Source organism: Massilia aurea (assembly GCF_024753205.1).
Lineage (GTDB): Bacteria > Pseudomonadota > Gammaproteobacteria > Burkholderiales > Burkholderiaceae_D > Telluria > Telluria aurea.
The window spans coordinates 1-18,877 of record NZ_JANUGZ010000006.1 but is presented as its reverse complement, the minus strand read 5'-3'; the positions used below and the strand labels follow the sequence as shown (position 1 = coordinate 18,877).

13 protein-coding genes are annotated in these 18,877 nt (G+C 66.8%); 6 read left to right on the top strand and 7 right to left on the bottom strand.

Annotation, left to right across the window (positions count from 1 at the left end):
* The first annotated feature begins 66 nt into the window (after positions 1-66).
* The gene (locus tag NX775_RS21730) at positions 67-492 is read left to right on the top strand and encodes a hypothetical protein (protein ID WP_258837879.1); all 426 of its coding nucleotides are present in this window, start codon (positions 67-69) and stop codon (positions 490-492) included.
* A complete protein-coding gene (locus NX775_RS21725; protein WP_258837878.1) occupies positions 375-1,733 on the top strand; it encodes a glycoside hydrolase family 3 C-terminal domain-containing protein in 1,359 nt (452 codons plus the stop codon). Before NX775_RS21730 ends, NX775_RS21725 begins: the two co-directional genes overlap by 118 nt.
* Before the next feature lie 2 nt (positions 1,734-1,735).
* On the opposite strand, the gene mnmH is transcribed toward NX775_RS21725, so the two are convergent.
* Both mnmH and NX775_RS21715 read right to left on the bottom strand, forming a co-directional pair.
* On the bottom strand, positions 1,736-2,797 hold the full coding sequence (mnmH, locus tag NX775_RS21720; RefSeq protein WP_258837877.1) for a tRNA 2-selenouridine(34) synthase MnmH: 1,062 nt from the start codon (positions 2,795-2,797) through the stop codon (positions 1,736-1,738).
* Complete coding sequence (locus NX775_RS21715) at positions 2,794-3,450, bottom strand: arylesterase (protein ID WP_183552154.1); 657 nt, start codon at positions 3,448-3,450, stop codon at positions 2,794-2,796. The genes mnmH and NX775_RS21715 overlap by 4 nt, the downstream gene beginning before the upstream one ends.
* A gap of 49 nt (positions 3,451-3,499) precedes the next feature.
* Here NX775_RS21715 and NX775_RS21710 point away from each other — a divergent pair, with 49 nt between their 5' ends.
* Entirely contained in the window at positions 3,500-4,177 is a 678-nt protein-coding gene (locus NX775_RS21710; protein ID WP_258837989.1) for an ABC transporter ATP-binding protein, read from the top strand.
* Here the strand turns inward: NX775_RS21710 and NX775_RS21705 are convergent, their stop codons facing one another.
* The gene (locus NX775_RS21705) at positions 4,178-5,710 is read right to left on the bottom strand and encodes an NAD(P)H-hydrate dehydratase (RefSeq protein ID WP_258837876.1); all 1,533 of its coding nucleotides are present in this window, start codon (positions 5,708-5,710) and stop codon (positions 4,178-4,180) included.
* A 109-nt stretch (positions 5,711-5,819) separates the two neighbouring features.
* Between NX775_RS21705 and NX775_RS21700 the strand changes: the two genes are divergently transcribed.
* Together NX775_RS21700 and NX775_RS21695 are read left to right on the top strand one after the other, a co-directional pair.
* Complete coding sequence (locus tag NX775_RS21700; protein WP_258837875.1) at positions 5,820-9,419, top strand: hydantoinase B/oxoprolinase family protein; 3,600 nt, start codon at positions 5,820-5,822, stop codon at positions 9,417-9,419.
* 85 nt (positions 9,420-9,504) lie between these two features.
* Positions 9,505-9,972, top strand: a complete 468-nt coding sequence (locus NX775_RS21695) for an FKBP-type peptidyl-prolyl cis-trans isomerase (RefSeq protein WP_258837874.1) — start codon at positions 9,505-9,507, stop codon at positions 9,970-9,972.
* On the opposite strand, the gene NX775_RS21690 is transcribed toward NX775_RS21695, so the two are convergent.
* The 4 genes from NX775_RS21690 to NX775_RS21675 all read right to left on the bottom strand — a co-directional run bounded on the left by NX775_RS21690 (position 9,969) and on the right by NX775_RS21675 (position 14,237).
* Complete coding sequence (locus tag NX775_RS21690) at positions 9,969-10,937, bottom strand: YdcF family protein (RefSeq protein WP_258837873.1); 969 nt, start codon at positions 10,935-10,937, stop codon at positions 9,969-9,971. The genes NX775_RS21695 and NX775_RS21690 overlap by 4 nt on opposite strands.
* 81 nt (positions 10,938-11,018) lie before the next feature.
* The gene (locus tag NX775_RS21685) at positions 11,019-11,258 is read right to left on the bottom strand and encodes a hypothetical protein (RefSeq protein ID WP_258837872.1); all 240 of its coding nucleotides are present in this window, start codon (positions 11,256-11,258) and stop codon (positions 11,019-11,021) included.
* Positions 11,259-11,286: 28 nt separating this feature from the next.
* Complete coding sequence (locus tag NX775_RS21680) at positions 11,287-12,594, bottom strand: TonB family protein (RefSeq protein ID WP_258837871.1); 1,308 nt, start codon at positions 12,592-12,594, stop codon at positions 11,287-11,289.
* Between the two features lie 11 nt (positions 12,595-12,605).
* Positions 12,606-14,237: a tetratricopeptide repeat-containing response regulator gene (locus NX775_RS21675; protein WP_258837870.1), complete on the bottom strand. Its 1,632-nt coding sequence runs from the start codon at positions 14,235-14,237 to the stop codon at positions 12,606-12,608.
* Positions 14,238-14,462: 225 nt separating this feature from the next.
* On the opposite strand from NX775_RS21675, the gene purL reads away from it, so the two are divergent.
* Complete coding sequence (gene purL, locus NX775_RS21670) at positions 14,463-18,494, top strand: phosphoribosylformylglycinamidine synthase (protein WP_258837869.1); 4,032 nt, start codon at positions 14,463-14,465, stop codon at positions 18,492-18,494.
* The last annotated feature ends 383 nt before the right edge of the window (positions 18,495-18,877 follow it).

Genomic DNA, 18,877 nt, shown 5'->3' with positions numbered 1-18,877 from the left:
ACCCGGCGCACGGTATCTGTAACACTGGACGGATCAGCTACTCTCACTCATGAAGGGACTGTTCCAATGACTACTGCCACCACGAGCCGTCAGCGCGCCCAGGACCTGGTTGCGCGCATGACCGAGGACGAGAAGTTCGCCTGGCTGTCCGGCCCGATGGCTATTCCTCTGACGGACGAGCTCAAAGCGCAGCGCGCCATCGGTTCGGCGGCGTTCTATCCTGGCATCCCGCGCCTGGGCATCCCTGCCATGCAGCAGGCCGACGCCAGTCTCGGGACCAGCAATATCGGCGGCGTGCGCCCGGGTGACCATGCGACGGGCCTGCCCAGCTCGCTGCTACTGGGCGCGACCTTCAACCGCCAGCAGGGCTGGACGTGCAATCGGGCGCCAATCTCGACGATGCGCATTACTTCGGTCAGGCGCTGCGTGATGCGGTGCGCGACGGCCAGGTGCCGCAGGCGCGCATCGACGATATGGTGGCGCGCATCCTGACGGGCCTGATCGACGTCGGTGCACTCGACGCAGAGTCGATTGACGACCACGCGCAGCTGATCGACTTCAGCCACCACAAACTGATTGCGCAGCGGCAGGCCGAAGAAGGCATCGTGCTGCTCACGAACCGGAACGCGACGCTGCCGCTGCCGCAGCGCCTGGCCCGGTTGCTGGTCGTCGGCGAGCATGCCGACCATGGCGTGCTGTGTGGCGGTGGTTCGTCGGCCGTGACGCCCATCGGCAGCCTGCAACTGCCCGGCACCAGCATCATGGGGATGGACGTGGCCAAGATCGTCCAGCCGTCGTCGCTCGTTACTGCGATCAAAGAGGAAAGCGCCGCACGCGACGTCGTGTTCGTCGACGGCGCGGATCGCCAGCAGGTACTGGACGAAGCGCGCAAGGCCGATGCGGTGATCGTGTTTGCGCAGGAGTGGCGCTCGGAAGGCCTCGACGCCGTGGGCCTCGCGCTGCCCGACGACCAGGATGCGCTGATCGAGGCCATCGCCGGCGTCAACCCGGCGACGATTGTCGTCATCCAGTCGGGCGGCCCCGTCACGATGCCGTGGCGGGACAGCGTGGCCGCAATCCTGGCGGCCTGGTACCCGGGATCGGGCGGCGGGCCGGCCGTGGCGGGCGTGCTGTTCGGGCGCGTGAATCCATCGGGCCGGTTACCTGTGACGTTCCCGGCCAGCGAGGCGCAGTTGCCGCGCCCCGCGCAGATCGATCCGGAGACCACGACGTCGAATCCCGCCACGCCGCGCCAGGGCGGCATCATCGCGCTTGACTACGATATCGACGGGTCGGATGTCGGCTACCGCTGGTTCGCGCGCGAAGGCCACGAGCCGCTGTTCCCGTTCGGGTTCGGCTTGTCGTACACGACGTTTGCACTGAGCGGTCTGCACGTGAATGTCGACGGGCGTTACACCGCGAGCGTTGCGGTGGCCAATACCGGCGCGCGCACGGGTGCGGTAGTGGTGCAGATCTATGTCGCCAAACCCGGCGCCGACGGCTTCGTCAAGCGCCTGGCCGGGTTCACCAAAACGCTGCTGGCAGCTGGGGGGCGCGCCAGCGTCGAGATCGACCTCGAGCCACGCATCGTTGCACGCTACCGTGTGGGCGGCAACGCGCCGGGCTTCGTCATCGAGCCCGGCGTCTACCATGTGTGGGCGGCGCAGCACGCCGGCGACGACGCGCTCTGGCAGGATGTCGCGATCGACGAGGCGCGCCGCATCGCCCCGTAGCCTCATGCCGGCGCGTCGTGCAGGTGCCGTGCCGCTGCCAGAAAATCGCTGGCGCCGATGTCGGCCAGTTCCACCACCTGCGCCTGCGGATACTGGACGAAGTTGCGGTCGATCGAGCGCAGGTAGGCCGGGTCGTAGTGCTGCACCAGCAGCTCGTCGACCAGCGCCGGCAGCGCGCCGCCTTGCGCCATCGCCTGCCAGTCGGCGATCTTCGCGCGGCCATGCACCAGTGTCAGGTGCGTCAGCTGATCGGCCAGCACCGACGGATCGGCGCAGAAGTGCTGGTAGTCTTCCATCAGCAGGCGCACGCGCGCGGGGCGCGCCAGTTGCAGGTCGATGCAGGGCGCCGCGCGCATGCGCGTCATCACGGCATCCGGCACGCGCAGGTTGCCGACCTTCTTGCTTTCGGCCTCTACGAATACGGGACGGGCCAGGTCGAAGCTGCGCAGCCTGGCCAGCACCAGCGTCTCGAACATCTTCTGGCTTGGCTGTGGTTCGTTCGGCAAGTGGCCCAGCACCGAACCGCGGTGCGCGGCCAGTTGTTCCAGGTCGAGCACCTGCGCGCCGATGCCGTCGAGCGTTTCGAGCAGGCGGCTTTTGCCGCTGCCGGTCGGGCCGCAGACGACGCGGAAATCGACGGCAGGCGGCTCGGCCAGCGCCGCACTGACCCAGGCCCGATAGTTCTTGTAGCCGCCCTCGAGCTGCGCCACCGGCCAGCCGATGCGCGCCATGATCAGCGCCATGGCCCCACTGCGGTTGCCGCCGCGCCAGCAGTACACCAGCGGGCGCCAGTCGCGCGGCTTGTCGTGAAACAGCGTGTCGATGTGGCGCGCGATATTGCGCGCGATGATCGGCGCGCCGGCCTTCTTGGCGTCGAATGCGCTGGTCTGCTTGTACAGCGTGCCGATCAGGATGCGCTCGTCATTGTTCAGGACCGGACAGTTGATCGCGCCGGGGATATGGTCGAGTGCGAATTCGGCTTCGCTGCGCACGTCGATGATGGCGTCGAATTCAGCGAGGCGCGGGAGCAGGGCGTCGAACCCTGCGACTTCCGGGTACTTCATGGTTGCTTCACCATTTTCTCGAACGTCGGCCAGATATTGTTCAGGATGATGGGATGCGCCTGCGCGGTCGGATGCAGGCGGTCTTGCTGGAACAGGGCCGGTTTGTCGGCCACGCCCTCGAGCATGAACGGCACCAGCGGCGACTTCGTCGACGTCGCCACGGTCTGGAACATGCCGAAGAAGCGCTCGGTGTAGGCGCGCCCGTAGTTCGGCGGCATGCGCATGCCCACCAGCAGCACGCGTGCTTTCTGCGCCTGCGCTGCAGCGATCATCGCGCGCAGGTTCGCCTCGGCCGACGGCACGGGCAAGCCGCGCAGGCCGTCGTTGGCGCCCAGTTCGATCACGACCAGGTCCGGCTTGTGTTGGCCCAGCAGGGCGGGCAGGCGCGCCTTGCCGCCGCTGGTGGTCTCGCCGCTGATGCTGGCGTTGACGACCCTGGCGTCGATTTTTTCGCTCTTCATTTTTTGTTCGAGCAGCGCGACCCAGCCGGCGCCACGGGCGATGCCGTATTCGGCCGACAGGCTGTCGCCCACCACGAGGACGGTTTTTGGTGCAGAATAAGCGTTCGCCGTCGCTGCCAGGGACAGACTCAACCCCAGTGCAGCGCCGACAATTAATTTACCAAGAACTGCGTTCTTAAGAAAAGCAAGCATGCGTGATCATCCCGAGGCATTCAAAAATGACGTCACTGACGTCGGTGTAATGACAGGCCGGCCGCCCGCGATTGAAGTCAGCGGCTTGTCGAAGAAGGTCGCAGACGCCAGCGGCGAGCTGACCATCCTGCAAGAGATTGATTTTACCGTGCAACCGGCAGAGACGCTCGCGCTCGTCGGCGCTTCCGGCTCGGGCAAGTCGACGCTGCTTGGGCTGCTGGCAGGCCTGGACACGCCATCGTCCGGCACCGTGCGCCTGGATGGCACCGATATCTTCGCGCTCGATGAAGACGGTCGCGCGGCGTTTCGCAAGGCCAAGCTGGGCTTCGTGTTCCAGTCGTTCCAGCTGCTCACGCACCTGAACGCGCTCGAGAACGTGATGCTGCCGCTCGAATTGCGGGGCGAATCCGGTGCACGCGAGAAGGCTGCCGACATGCTGGGCCGCGTCGGTCTGGGCAGCCGCCTGAATCACTATCCCAAGTTTCTGTCGGGTGGTGAGCAGCAGCGCGTCGCACTGGCGCGTGCATTCGTTACGCAGCCGCCGCTGCTGTTTGCCGACGAGCCCACCGGCAGCCTCGATGCGGCCACTGGCGAATCGATCATCGGGCTGATGTTCGAACTCAATCGCGAGCGCGGCTCGACGCTGGTGCTGGTCACGCACGATCCTGGCATGGCCGCGCGTTGCGGCCGGACGATCACGATCGCCGCCGGCCGCCTCATTGGCTGATTAATTCTCCGCCTGGGCGGCAGCGCGCACCTGCGCGTTGAGTACCTTGCGCACGGCCGCCGGCAGCTCACCCGCGGTCAGGCCGATCGGCCCCACGCCATCTTCCACCAGCGCGTCGGCCGCTGCGCCATGCAGCCACGCCGCCGCCGCTGCGGCTTCCTTGCCCGGCCAGCCTTGCGCCAGCAGCGCGCCGCAGATCCCCGCCAGTACGTCGCCACTGCCTGCCGTGGCCAGACCCGCGTTGCCCGTCGGGTTGATCAAGACCGCGCCGTCGGGTCCTGCGATCACGGTGCCCGACCCCTTGAGAATCACGACTGCATGCATGCGCTGCGCCAGTTCGCGGGCGCTGGCCAGGCGGTCGGCTTGCACCACCGACACTGTCATGCCCAGCATGCGCGCCGCTTCCAGCGGATGCGGCGTGAGCACGCTTGGGGCACTCCGCTGCGCCAGGCGCGCCTGCAGATCGGGACTGGCGCCGACCAGGTTCAGCGCGTCGGCGTCGAGCACCAGCGGGCAGTCGCTGTCGAGCGCCTTGGCCACCAGCCGCATCGCATCGACCGAGTCGCCCATGCCCGGCCCGAGCACCAGCGTGCGGCCAAACAGATCCAGGTCGTCGGCCGCGCGGAACATGATTTCGGGCTGGCTGCTGTCGTAGCCGGGCGGCGTGTTCAGCGCCGCGACATACACGCGCCCCGCGCCGGCATACAGCGCACCGCGCGCGGCCAGCACCGGTGCACCGGCCATGCCATGTGCGCCACCGATCACGGCGACGTCACCGAAGCTGCCCTTGTGCGAGTTCTGGCGGCGTGCCGTGAAGCAGTGTGCAAAGGCCGGCAACCCGTTCATCGCTGCCGTCGTGGGCGTGGCTGCAGCATCCACGCCGAGCGTGTCCACGCGCACGAGGCCTGCGTGATCGCGCCCGTCGGCCGTGTGCAGGCCCGGCTTGTCGGCGATGAACGTGATCGTGTGCGTGGCGCGCACCGCGATGCCGTCCGGGCCGATGACGGCGCCCGTGTCGGCATCCAGACCACTCGGCACGTCCAGCGCCAGGACCGGGCAGCGCACGGCATCCAGGCCCGCGACCACGTCGCGGTACTCGCCGCTGAGCGCGCGCGTCAGGCCGATCCCGAACAAGCCGTCAACGACAAGCGCCCACTGGCCATCGGGCGGCAGCATGTCGAGCCAGCCGACGGTGCCCGAACGCGCACGTTCGTAGGCGGCGGCGGTTTCGCTCGAGGCGTCGTCGTTGCCGTCGCCCGGCAAGTGCAGCACGGTGGCGTTGACGCCGGCTTCGGCCAGGTTCGCCGCTACCTCGAGTGCATCGCCGCCATTGTTGCCGGGGCCGGCGAGTACCAGCACCGGTGCGCCACGCAGGTCGTCCGGAGATGCACCCGCTGATGCGCGCAATAACTCGAGCGCATAATCGGCGGCGGCCTTGCCTGCGCGGGTCATCAGGGTGCCCGGCGCCAGCGTGCTGCTGGCCGCTTGTTCGATGGAGCGCAGCTGCGCGACTGTGTAGAGAGGGTATGCCATGGTCGTTTGCGTGAATGAGAATGCGACCATTGTCGTGCATTCGCGCCAACGTTGGCGCGCCGTCCGCACTACAATGGCTCCCATCATCTGGTCAGCACAGGGAGTGGGTATGGATTGGCAGTTCTGGATCGACCGTGGCGGCACATTCACCGATATCGTGGGGCGTCGCCCGGATGGGCAACTCGTCACGCACAAGCTCCTGTCCGAGCACCCCGAACAGTACCGCGACGCGGCGGTTGCCGGCATCCGTCACCTGCTGGGCGTCGCCGCGGGCGCGCCGCTGCCAGCGGCCGGCATCGAGGCGGTCAAGATGGGAACGACCGTGGCCACCAATGCGCTGCTCGAGCGCAAGGGCGAGCCGACCGTCCTGGCGATCACGCGCGGTTACCGCGACGCGCTGCGCATCGCCTACCAGAACCGGCCCCGCCTGTTCGACCGCCACATCGTGCTGCCCGAGCTGCTGTACGCGCAGGTGATCGAGATCGATGAGCGCGTTGGCGCGCACGGCGACGTCGTGCAGCCGCTCGATGAAGCGGCCACCCGCGCCAGCCTGCAGGCGGCGTTCGACGCCGGCCTGCGCTCGCTGGCCATCGTCTTCATGCACGGCTACCGGTACACGGCGCACGAAGCGGCGGTGGCCCGCATCGCGCGTGCGATCGGCTTCACGCAGGTGTCGGTCTCGCACGAAGTGAGCCCGATGATGAAACTCGTCGCGCGCGGCGACACGACAGTCGTCGACGCCTACCTGTCGCCAATCCTGCGCCGCTACGTCGACCAGGTGGCCGACGAACTGCCTGGCGTGAACCTGCAGTTCATGCAGTCCAATGGCGGCCTGACCGATGCACGCGCATTCCAGGGCAAGGACAGCATCCTGTCCGGTCCCGCCGGCGGCATCGTCGGCATGGTGCGCGCGAGCCGGCAGGCCGGCTTCGAGCGCGTGATCGGCTTCGACATGGGCGGCACGTCCACCGACGTGTCGCACTTCGCGGGCGAGTTCGAGCGCGTGTTCGAGACCCAGGTTGCCGGCGTGCGCATGCGCGCGCCGATGATGAGCATCCACACCGTGGCCGCCGGCGGCGGTTCGATCCTGCACTTCGACGGCAGCCGCTATCGCGTGGGGCCGGACAGCGCCGGCGCCAACCCCGGCCCGGCCAGCTACCGGCGCGGCGGCCCGCTCGCGGTCACCGACTGCAACGTCATGCTCGGCAAGGTACAGGCCGATTATTTCCCGCGCCTCTTTGGCGCGCGCGGCGATGAAGCGCTGGACGTGGCCACCGTGCGCCGCCGTTTCGACGCGCTCGCGGACGAGATTGGCGTCGCGACGGGTGAACGGCCCGCACCGGAAGCCGTGGCCGAAGGCTTCATCGCGATCGCGGTGGGCAATATGGCCAACGCGATCAAGCAGATCTCGGTGCAGCGCGGCCATGACGTCACCGACTACGTGCTGACCAGCTTCGGCGGCGCCGGCGGCCAGCATGCGTGTCTTGTCGCCGATGCCCTCGGCATGCAGACGGTGTTCATCCACTCGCTGGCCGGCGTGCTGTCGGCCTATGGCATGGGCCTGGCCGACCAGAGCGCGATGCGCGAACAGGCCGTCGAAGAACGCCTGGCCGATGCGGTACTGCCGGCGCTGGCCGAGCGTCTCGGCGTGCTGGGTGAGGCCGCACGCGCGCAGTTGCATGCGCAGGGCGTGGCGCCCGAGCGGATCACGCTCGTGGAACGCGTGCACCTGCGCTATGAAGGCACCGACTCGGCGCTGGTGGTGCTTGCGGGCGACATGGCAGCGATGACGGCGCAGTTTGAACAAGCCTACAAACGCCGCTACTCGTTCCTGATGCCGGCACGCGCGCTGATCGTCGAAACCGTGTCGGTCGAGGCCATCGGCCAGTCCGATGCGCCGCCGGAGCAGGTGGTGGCGACGACCACCCCAAGCGGCGAAGCGGCCCCGCAGGACACCCTGCGCATGTACAGTGCGGGCCGCTGGCACGACACCGGTGTCTACGCGCGCGGCGCCCTGCTGCCGGGGCACGCGGTGCGCGGCCCGGCGATCATCGCCGAAGACAATGCGACCACGGTCGTCGAGCCGGGCTGGGAAGCGCGCGTGACGCCGTATGGCCACCTGGTGCTGCAGCGCGTGGAAGCCTTGCCCGAACGCCGCGCGATCGGCACCACGGCCGATCCGGTGATGCTCGAGATCTTCAACAACCTGTTCATGTCGATTGCCGAGCAGATGGGCCTGCGCCTGCAGAACACGGCGCACTCGGTCAACATCAAGGAACGCCTGGACTTCAGCTGCGCGATCTTCGACCAGGACGGCAATCTGGTGGCCAACGCACCGCACATGCCGGTGCACCTGGGCTCGATGGGCGAGAGCATCAAGACCGTGATGCGCGAGAACGCCGGTCGCATGCATGCGGGCGACGTCTACATCCTGAACGATCCGTACAACGGCGGCACGCACCTGCCCGACGTGACGGTGATCTCGCCCGTGTTCGACGAGGCCGGCGCCGAGATCCTGTTCTACGTCGGCTCGCGCGGCCACCACGCCGACATCGGCGGCACCACGCCCGGCTCGATGCCGCCCGACTCGAGCCACATCGAGCAGGAGGGCGTCCTGATCGACAATTTCAAGTTGATCGACGGGCAGGACGGCGTGCTGCGTGAAGACGCAGCGCGCGCGCTGCTGGTGGGTGCGCGCTTCCCGGCGCGCAATCCCGACCAGAACCTGGCGGATCTGCGCGCGCAGGTGGCCGCGAACCAGAAAGGCGTCGAAGAGCTGCACAAGATGGTCGCGCACTTTGGCCTGGACGTCGTGCGCGCCTACATGGGCCACGTGCAGGACAATGCCGAGGAAGCAGTGCGGCGCGTGATCTCGGCGCTCAAGGACGGCAGCTTCCACTACCAGCTCGATAACGGCGCGCACATCGATGTCGCGATTCGCGTGGACGCTGCCGCGCGCAGTGCGGAGATCGACTTCACGGGCACATCGGGTCAGCTGCCGAACAACTTCAATGCGCCGTCGGCCGTGTGCATGGCGGCCGTGCTGTACGTGTTTCGCACGCTGGTCGACGATGAGATTCCGCTGAACGCCGGCTGTCTCAAGCCCCTCAAGGTGATCATTCCGCCTGGCTCGATGCTCAATCCGCACTATCCGGCATCGGTCGTGTCGGGCAATGTCGAAACCTCGACCTGCATCACCAATGCGCTATATGGCGCGCTGGGCGTGATGGCGGCGGCGCAGGGCACCATGAACAACTTCACGTTCGGCAATGACCGCTACCAATATTACGAGACCATCTCGGGCGGCTCCGGCGCGGGCGACGGTTTCGACGGCACCGACGTGGTCCAGACCAATATGACCAACTCGCGCCTGACCGATCCCGAAATCCTCGAATTCCGCTTCCCCGTGCGGCTTGAGCATTATGAGATTCGTCTGAATTCGGGCGGGGCGGGGCGCTGGCATGGCGGAAATGGCGGCGTGCGCCGCGTACGCTTTTTAGAGCCGATGACGGCGGCGATCCTGTCGAACAACCGGATTCACGCGCCGTTCGGCATGGCCGGTGGCGGGGACGCAGAGCGTGGCCGGAACAGCGTTGAACGCGCCGACGGCCGCATCGAGCAGGTGGGGCATATCGGCAAGATCGACATGGCCGCGGGCGACGTGTTCGTCATCGAGACGCCCGGCGGCGGCGGCTACGGCACGCCGTAGGATGGGGCGGCATATTGTGGCGGGACCGATCGCCCTGTATGCTGCACCAGCACCGATTTTCACCCCAACTACTACGAGAGAAACCATGAAACGTGTACTGACCTGCTCCGCCCTGGTAGCGGCAATGCTGCTGACGGTCACCGCCTGCAAGCGCGCCGAAGCACCGGCCACCCCTGCGGCTGCCAGCGCTGACAGCACTGCCACTGCGCCGGCCGCCGCCTCGCAACAGATCGACACCGTCGTCGGCACCGGCAAGGAAGCCACTGCCGGCGCGACCGCTGTCGTCAACTACACCGGCTGGCTGTACGAGCCGGCGGCGCCGCAGCAGCGCGGCAAGGAGTTCGATTCGTCGATCGGCCGCGAGCCGTTCAAGTTCCAGCTCGGCGCCGGCCAGGTCATCAAGGGATGGGATGTGGGCGTGCAGGGCATGAAAGTCGGTGGCAAGCGCACGCTGATCGTGCCGGCCGACATGGGCTATGGCGCCGGCGGCGCGGGTCCGATCCCGCCAAACGCCACGCTGGTGTTCGAGGTCGAACTGCTCGACGTGCTTTAATTCACTGCCGGCGCCGGTGCCTGCGCCGGCGCCGGTGCTTTGTCGGGCGCCGGTGTTTTTTCGGGTGCCGGTGCTGTCTGTAGCACCGGTGCTGTCCGCAGCGCTGGTGCTGGTGTCAACGGCGGCGCCACGGTCGTCTTGCGCGGCGGACTTGCTACCGCATCCTGCTTGGCTCCCGGTGCTTCGCGATCCCGGATCCGGTACCAGGCAAGGCCCAGCAGCTCATAGGTTGCATACCACGAGCGCCGCATGCCTTCCGCGCTTGGCAGCCACGCGTCGAATCCGTAATTCGGGTTGTAGACGAACATCGTCGGCGCCTCGACCACCTCGAGGCCCTCGCGCTCGAACACATTGCGCGCGCGGTGCATGTGCATCGCATCGGTCACGAGCAAAATCCGTTTGATCCCCGCCGGGCGCAGCAGCACATTGCTGTAGATGGCATTCTCGCCCGTGTCGCGCGAGCGCCGCTCGATCCACTTGACCGGCACCCCGAAATCCTCGCGCAGCGCCCTGGCCATGGCGTCGGCCTTGGTGTACCCCATGTCGATCTGGGCAGGATCGACGCCGCTGCCGCCATTGCCACCCGTGACCAGAATGGGCAGGCCAGTGCGCCGCTGCAGGTGCGCGCCGTAGCGCAGGCGCGCCAGTGCGGTGTGGTCGGGGATGTCGCGGTTGTCGTATTCGCCCGCGCTGCGCAATCGGCCCGCTGCCAGCACGACGATGGCCTGGGCGCCGGCGCTTTCCGGCCGGGCCAGTGGCTTGGTCAGCTGCTCCAGCGGTCCGACCAGGAAGCTCGATCCCGCATTGCTCGACATGAAAGTCAGCAGGGCGAGCCCGGTGCCGGCGATGATGCGCCCGGCCCTGGGCCGGAAACGCCACAGCAATAAACCCAGCGCGATGATCAAAAACAGGCTGGTGGGAGGCAGGAAAAGGTTGCGGGGAAGGGCGTTAATTAGGTCGAGCAAAATGGAATGCGAACGGGCCGCTGTAGTAACAATGACATCGACAGTAGACCGTAACTTGTGCAGTGCGTCAAGTTTGCGGGCCTAGACGCGATAGCCGGCGTTGAGCACGTACAGTTCGAGAGGCATGGCAACGATGGCCAGCAGCATGGGCAGCATCCACAGCAGTTTCCGACTCCGGCTCACGCGCGGTTGCCGTTCTAGATGTGCGCGATACGCCCGATAACCGGCATACGCGCCCAGCGGTGGCAGGATGAAGATCGGGATGGCGAGCCAGAAGGTCAGGGCCGACAGCAGCGTCAGAGCGAGAGAGAGCAATGCCATGGTAGGTGATCGTGGTCCGGTTGCAGGATCATTCGAAGCGCGGCTGCAGTGCGGGGTCGGTGCTGCACCAGCGTTGTCGCTGTGCCCAATGCGGCGGATGGCTGTCCCGGGGATCGGCCACCAGCACCGCAGGCCGCAATTGCACATATCTGAGCACGGCGTCGCAGTTGCGCTGCGCGGCGGCGTGCTGGTACAGGGCGACCGCCAGCGCTTCTTCGCCGCGCTGCTCCAGCAGCAGCCCATACCGGTAGAACGCCGTCGCGTGGCGCGCTCCCATGGCGCGCTCGTACAGGAGCGCCGCCTCATCGTCAGCCTGCGGCTGCGCGCGCAGCGTATCGAGCAGGGCGCCGAGGGCAGTCTCGGCCCGCCCGTCGCTACGGCCCAGTGCCTTGCGGTACAGCGCTGCTGCCTCGACGTCGTCCTGCGCATTGCCGAGGCCCAGCTCGTACGTGCGGCCCAGCAGGTACAACCCGGATGGGTCATCCTGCGCCGCAGCGCGCGCCAGCCAGCCGGCAGCGGTATGGCGTTCATCGTCGTTGACTGCACTGCGCATCAGCATAGTGCCGAGTCGTACCTGGGCGTCAGGAAGGCCGCCATCGGCAGCTTGCGTCAGCCAGTACGTGGCCAGTTCGGGGTCGAGGTCGTTGCCCAGGCCATGCTGGTAGCTCCAGGCCAGGTTGGCCTGGGCCCAGCCATGCCCCTGTGCGGCCGCCTGTGCGTACCACCAGGTTGCCTTCTGCCGATCGCGCGGTACGCCAGCGCCGCGCAGGGACAGGACGCCCAGATTGTTCTGTGCATGGGCATTGCCGGCCCGCGCCGCCCTTTCGTACCAGAGCGCGGCTTGTACAAGATCGGTCTTGACGTGGGTACCGCGCTCGTACCAGGTGCCGAGCCGGTTCTGGGCAGCCGGATCGCCGCCGCTCGCCTGCGCCTTAGTGGCCGCCAGCAGCGACGCGTCGGGCGCGGCGAATGTGCCGTTGTATGACCATTTGAATTGCGTCTTGAGCCAGCCGCCCGGCGCGTCGCCCGTGGACACCACCGCGTGATAGGTGCAACCGCGCGTGCTGTCGAGCGCAGCCTCGTCCAGGTCGGCCCGGCCCGCAGAACCGGTCACGCGCGCGTCGAGGAGATAGCCTTGTTCGTGGATGCGTAATTCGAGCGTGGTGGTGCCGCTGGCGTGCTGGGCCAGCGCGGCAGCGGGCCAGACGGGGCGCTGGCAGGCGTACAAATCGTACTTGAGTGCCGACTGCGCGTCCGCGGCGCGTGCCGTGCCGGTTCCGATGACGGCAGTCGCGCCGATGGCAACGTACAGCAGTACGGCTTGCATGCGGGTCATGAGCACGTCGTTCAGCCGGCCGCGATACCGTACTTGCGCCGCGCCGCCTGGTATTCCTCGGTCAGCGTCGCCAGCCGTGGATGCTGCGCATCCTGGGCCCGGATGCCGTCCAGCAGACCGGCGGCGGTCTGGCCCAGCGGATGGTCCCAGCCCAGTTCGTTAATTTGGCGCAGGATGCCGCCAGCGGTGGCGGCCATCACCTGCAGATTGCGCGGCGCCAGGTGCAGCGCTTCGCGCAGCGTCTGGACCGCGCCGCGCACGTCGCCCATATTGCGTTTTTCATCGGCCACGCCCAGCAGGATATGCGCCTGCGCCTTGAGCTGCTGGTCCATGTTGTCCAGCAGGTCGGTGCGGCCGGCGTTCACGAACACCGTCATCGCCTGGTCGGGCGAGACGCCGCTGCTGGCGTCGTTCACCACGGTCAGCATCACGCCGGCGGCCTGCTCGTCGAGCCGGTGCGCCAGACAGGCGCGCGCCAGTTCGAGTTTCAGGCTGGAAGACAGCGCATTGTTGGCGCGCACCGCCGACACGGCGTTCTGCAGGCCGGCCACGGCGGCGCCGCTGTTGCCGGTCTTGTCGTGCAGGAGCGCGTTGGCATAGGCGTGGCAGGCATCGTAGCCCGGGGCCGCGCGCAGCGTGCGTTCCAGGTCGCGGATTGCGCCGCTGGCCTGCAGCAGGTCGCCGCGCGCCACCAGCGTCTTGACGAGGCTGACGTGGTCTTCGGGATCGCGAAACGCCGAGTAGCGCGCCTTGCCCACGACCTGGCGGAACGACGTCTCGGCCACGGCCATGTCGCCGGTGGCCAGTGCGAGCTCGCCCAGCTTGCGCAGGCGCCCCACGACGTGCGGCGAGATGGCCACTGCATCGGCCAGCACGGTCTGGGCCAGTGCCGGCTCGCCGTCTGCTTCAAGGCAGCGCGCGAGCAGGTCGTAGCCGGCCATCAGGCGCGGGTTGGTCGCCAGCAGTTCTTCGAGGATCGCGCGGGCGTCATCACCCTGGCCCAGCGCGAGCAGCGTGCGCGCCAGGCCCAGCGCCGCCCAGCCCAGCGGGCGTTCGGCCAGCACGTCGCGGTAGACGGCGGCAGCCTCGGCGTGTTCGCCCAGCGTCGTGTGCAGTTCGGCGCGCACGCGTGCGAGGTCGGCCGCGAAGCGCGGCTGCGCCTGGGCGCCGTTGGCGCACGCAAGGATCGCCTCGCGCAGCCTGCCTTGCGCGGCCAGCTGCCAGGCCGGGAGCAGGGCGCCGCGCCGATCAAGGGCGCGCTTGATGCGCGTGCTGATCAAGTCCACCGTGAATGGCTTGAGCAGGTAATCGGTGGGAGCCAGTTCGGCGGCGCTGACGACCTTGTCGCGCTCGGCCTCGGAGGTGAGCATGATGAAAATGGTCGACGGCGTAATCAGGCGATGCTGGCGCAGGTCTTCCAGCAGTTGCTGGCCGTCCTGGCCTTCGCCCGCGCCGCTGGCCAGGTCGTATTCGCACAGGATGATGTCGAACGCGCGCTGCTGCAGCTGGCGGATCGCCGTGTTGGCATTGACCGCGTGTTCGATCTTCGTGATGCCGGCCAGGCCCAGCATGTTTTGCAGGCTGGTGCGCATGCCCGGATTGGGATCGACCACCAGCACCGCCAGGTTCGCGTTTTCTTGCATCGTCGCTCTCGTCTGCTCTGGCCGCGTACGCCGGACGGCGCACATCGCAAGATTGTCCACCGTTAAGATACCGGCAAGTGCCGAATCGATCAAGGAAACCGACTCGCTGCGTGCGCGGGGTGGCTGTCGGTCGTCGATGGCGGCCCGGCCAGAGGGGCGAGGCTGTATAATACCGGCCTATCTTCCACCCTAGCAGCGACGCTGCATCAACCGACTGTCCAAGCCATGTTGATTCTGCCGGGTTCCAATGCCCTGTCCGCCTTCCGTAGCCAACGCCTCCTGAGCCAACTGCAAGCTGTCGCCCCGTCGATCGCCGCCGTCCAGGGCCGTTTCTACCATTTCATCGACACCAGCGCGCCTTTGTCCATCGACGATACGTCGCGCCTGTCGGCCATGCTCACCTATGGCGAGCCTGCGCCGGAGACCCTGTACGAAGGCGTGACCGAAGCATTCTTCGTCATCCCGCGCCTGGGCACCATTTCACCGTGGGCCTCGAAAGCGACCGATATCGCGCGCAACTGCGGCATGGGCCATGTCCACCGTATCGAGCGCGGCATCGGCTATACCGTCGTGCTCAAGACCGGCATCCTGGGCAGCAGCTTCGGCGCGCCCAAGAAGCTGGCGGACGACGAGCTGCAGGCGGTCATCGGCCTGCTGCACGACCGCATGACCGATACCGTCCTGCGCAACGCCGACGACGCGCAGCACCTGTTCAATGAACTCGAAGGCAAGCAGCTCGAGAGCATCGACGTGCTGGGTCTTGGCCGCGCCGCACTGGTGCGCGCCAACACCGAACTCGGTCTGGCGATGTCGGACGACGAAGTCGATTACCTGAACGACGCGTTCACGAAAGCGCAGCGCAACCCGACCGACGTCGAGCTGATGATGTTCGCCCAGGCGAACTCGGAGCACTGCCGCCACAAGATCTTCAATGCCGATTGGGTCATCGACGGCGAGAAGCAGAGCATCTCGCTGTTCGGCATGATCAAGAACACGCACCAGCTGAACCCGCGCGGCACCGTCGTTGCCTACAGCGACAACTCGTCGATCATCGAAGGCGCGACCGTGACCCGGTTCTTCCCGCGCGACGGTGAAGAGTACGGCCCGTCGACGGAGCTCGTGCACACCCTGATGAAGGTCGAAACGCACAATCACCCGACCGCGATCTCGCCATTCCCGGGCGCCTCGACCGGCGCCGGCGGCGAAATCCGCGACGAAGGCGCAACGGGCCGCGGTGCCAAGCCGAAGGCGGGCCTGGCCGGCTTCACGGTCTCGAACCTGGTAATCCCTGACGCCGTGCGGCCGTGGGAAAACGCGTCGGACGTGACGAGCCAGGTGCGCTCGGATGCGCTGTATGGCAAGCCGGAACGCATCGCCTCGCCACTGCAGATCATGATTGAAGGCCCGATCGGCGGCGCCGCATTCAGTAATGAATTCGGCCGGCCGGTCCTGGGCGGCTACTTCCGTACCTACGAACAAAACGTCGGCGCAGCCGGCGCGGTCTACGGCTATCACAAGCCGATCATGATCGCCGGCGGCATCGGCAGCATCTCGGCCGCGCACACGCACAAAGATGAAATCCCGGTCGGCAGCCTGCTGATCCAGCTGGGCGGCCCTGGCATGCGCATCGGCATGGGCGGCAGCGCCGCGTCGTCGATGGCCACCGGCACCAACACGGCCGACCTGGACTTCGACTCGGTCCAGCGCGGCAACCCGGAGATGGAGCGCCGCGCACAGGAAGTGATCAACGGCTGCTGGCAGCTGGGCGCGCACAATCCGATCATCTCGATCCACGACGTGGGCGCGGGCGGCTTGTCCAATGCGTTCCCCGAAATCGTCAACGACGCCAAGCGCGGTGCGATCTTCAATTTGCGCAAGGTGCCGCTCGAAGAAAGCGGCCTGGCGCCGAAAGAAATCTGGTCGAATGAATCGCAGGAGCGCTACGTGCTCGCGATCGCCCCCGAGAGCCTGGCGAAGTTCGCCGCGCTGTGCGAGCGTGAGCGCTGCCCGTTTGCCGTCGTCGGCACCGCGACCGAAGAGCGTCAACTGCGCCTGCTCGACGAAGAGCAGGCCGGTGGCCCGAATGCGTCACCGGTCGACATGCCAATGGACGTCCTGCTCGGCAAACCGCCGAAGATGACGCGCGACGTGCAGCATGTGCAGAACACGTTCCCGCCAGTGGACCTGACGGGCATCGAGCTGGTCGAAGCGGCGCGCCGCGTGCTGCAGAATCCAACCGTGGGCGACAAATCGTTCCTGATCACGATCGGCGACCGCACGGTTGGCGGCATGACGGTGCGCGACCAGATGGTCGGCCCGTGGCAGGTGCCGGTGGCCGATTGCGCCGTCACGGCAATGGCGTACGACGGCTTCCTCGGTGAAGCGATGGCAATGGGCGAGCGCACGCCGCTGGCCGTCATCGATGCCGCTGCGTCGGGCCGGATGGCCGTGGCCGAGTCGATCATGAATATCGCGGCCGCCGCGATCGACGACATCTCGGACATCAAGCTGTCGGCCAACTGGATGGCGGCCTGCGGCCAGCCGGGCCAGGACGCTGCACTGTTCGACACCGTGAAAGCCGTCGGCATGGAACTGTGCCCGGCGCTGGGCGTGTCGATCCCGGTCGGCAAGGATTCGCTGTCGATGCGCACGACCTGGAACGACGAAGGCGCCGCCAAGGCCGTGATCTCGCCGGTATCGCTGATCGTCTCGGCGTTCGCGCCGGTGGCCGACATCCGCCGCTCGCTGACGCCGCAACTGCGGACCGATGCGGGCGAGACCGCCCTGATCCTGGTCGACCTGGGCCGTGGCAAGAACCGCCTGGGCGCGTCGATCCTGGCGCAAGTCACGCAGCAACTGGGTGACTCGGTGCCGGACGTCGATTCGCCGGACGACCTGAAAGCGCTGTTCGGCGCGATCCAGGCGCTGAACAAGGATGGCAAGCTGCTGGCTTACCACGACCGTTCGGACGGCGGCCTGTTCGCGACGCTGGCCGAAATGGCCTTCGCTGGCCGCACCGGCGTGTCGGTCAACCTCGACATCCTGACGATGGAGAGCGGGCACGGCGCCGACTGGGGCGATGCCAAGAACTGGGCTGGCCAGGTAGCCGAGCGCCGCAACGAAATGACGCTGCGCGCGCTGTTCAGCGAAGAACTGGGCGCCGTATTCCAGGTACGCACGGACGACAAGACGGCCGTCATGAACGTGCTGCGCGAAGCGAACCTGGGCGCCTGCAGCCATATCATCGGCAAGCTCAATGACCGCGGCGCCATCGAATTTACGCGCGACGCGAAAGTCATCTACAACGAAAAGCGCAGCAGCCTGCACCGCCTGTGGAGCGAGACCAGTTGGCGCATCGCGCGCCTGCGCGACAATCCGGAGTGCGCGGACGCCGAATACGACCGCCTGCTCGACGAGCACGATATCGGCATGACGCCGAAGATCAGCTTCAACCTGGACGAGGATGTCGCTGCACCGTTCATCGCAACCGGCAAGCGTCCGCGCGTGGCGATCCTGCGCGAGCAGGGCGTCAACTCGCACATCGAGACTGCGTGGGTCATGCATCAGGCGGGCTTCGCGGCCATCGACGTGCACATGAGCGACCTGATTGCCGGGCGCGCCAAACTGGACGACTTCCATGGCGTGATCGCTGTGGGCGGCTTCTCGTACGGTGACGTGCTGGGCGCTGGCGAAGGCTGGGCCAAGACCATCCTGTTCAACCCGCAGCTGTCGGATCAGTTCGCCCGCTTCTTCGCGCGCCAGGACACCTTCGGCCTGGGCGTCTGCAACGGCTGCCAGATGATGAGCAACCTGAAATCGATCATCCCGGGTGCACAGGCATGGCCGAAGTTCACGCGCAACAAGTCGGAGCAATTCGAAGCGCGCTTCGGCATGGTCGAAGTGCTGGACTCGCCATCGATCTTCTTCCGGGGCATGGCCGGCACGCACGCGCCAATCGCCATCGCGCACGGCGAAGGCTTCGCCGACTTCTCGCTGACGGGCGACTACGACGCATCGATCAAGGCGATGCGCTTCGTCGACAACCGCGGCCAGGCCACCGAGACGTACCCGTTCAACCCGAACGGCTCGCCGGGCGGACTGACGTCGGTGACGACGGCCGACGGGCGCTTCACGGTCCTGATGCCGCACGCCGAGCGCGTGTTCCGCGCCTCGGTGCATTCGTGGGCGCCGGAATCCTGGGGTGACGAGTCGCCATGGATGCGGATGTTCCGCAACGCGCGCAAGTGGGTTGGCTGATCGGTTGACTGACATGAAAAACGCCTCTTCGGAGGCGTTTTTTTTCGTCCTGTAGCACAGCCGGGGTCAGGTCTGACATTCGGACACGACCTCAGCTTTAACCACTTACAATGATGGCTTATTCAGATCCGACATGGGCGATGCCAGCTAAGCCGGACCGGTTGACTGTCGAGATCGCGTCCAATTGTCAGACCTGACCCCAGCTTTGTTAAGTTGAATGTCGAGGTCGTGTCCGAATGTCAGACCTGTCCCCGGTTTTTTGCTTCCAATGATGGCTTGTTTAGATTCGACATGGGCGATGCCAGCGAAGCCGGACTGGTTGACTGTCGAGATCGTGTCCAATTGTCAGACCTGACCCCGGCTTTGGTAAGTTGAATGTCGAG

Bases quoted from the DNA above. Each gene is read 5' to 3' on its own strand.
- NX775_RS21700 (WP_258837875.1), top strand. From the start codon at position 5,820: ATGGATTGGCAGTTCTGGATCGACCGTGGCGGCACATTCACCGATATC.
- NX775_RS21710 (WP_258837989.1), top strand. From the start codon at position 3,500: ATGACAGGCCGGCCGCCCGCGATTGAAGTCAGCGGCTTGTCGAAGAAG.
- NX775_RS21685 (WP_258837872.1), bottom strand. From the start codon at position 11,258: ATGGCATTGCTCTCTCTCGCTCTGACGCTGCTGTCGGCCCTGACCTTC.
- NX775_RS21705 (WP_258837876.1), bottom strand. From the start codon at position 5,710: ATGGCATACCCTCTCTACACAGTCGCGCAGCTGCGCTCCATCGAACAA.
- NX775_RS21675 (WP_258837870.1), bottom strand. From the start codon at position 14,237: ATGCAAGAAAACGCGAACCTGGCGGTGCTGGTGGTCGATCCCAATCCG.
- mnmH (WP_258837877.1), bottom strand. From the start codon at position 2,797: ATGAAGTACCCGGAAGTCGCAGGGTTCGACGCCCTGCTCCCGCGCCTC.
- NX775_RS21730 (WP_258837879.1), top strand. From the start codon at position 67: ATGACTACTGCCACCACGAGCCGTCAGCGCGCCCAGGACCTGGTTGCG.
- purL (WP_258837869.1), top strand. From the start codon at position 14,463: ATGTTGATTCTGCCGGGTTCCAATGCCCTGTCCGCCTTCCGTAGCCAA.
- NX775_RS21680 (WP_258837871.1), bottom strand. From the start codon at position 12,594: ATGACCCGCATGCAAGCCGTACTGCTGTACGTTGCCATCGGCGCGACT.
- NX775_RS21695 (WP_258837874.1), top strand. From the start codon at position 9,505: ATGAAACGTGTACTGACCTGCTCCGCCCTGGTAGCGGCAATGCTGCTG.
- NX775_RS21715 (WP_183552154.1), bottom strand. From the start codon at position 3,450: ATGCTTGCTTTTCTTAAGAACGCAGTTCTTGGTAAATTAATTGTCGGC.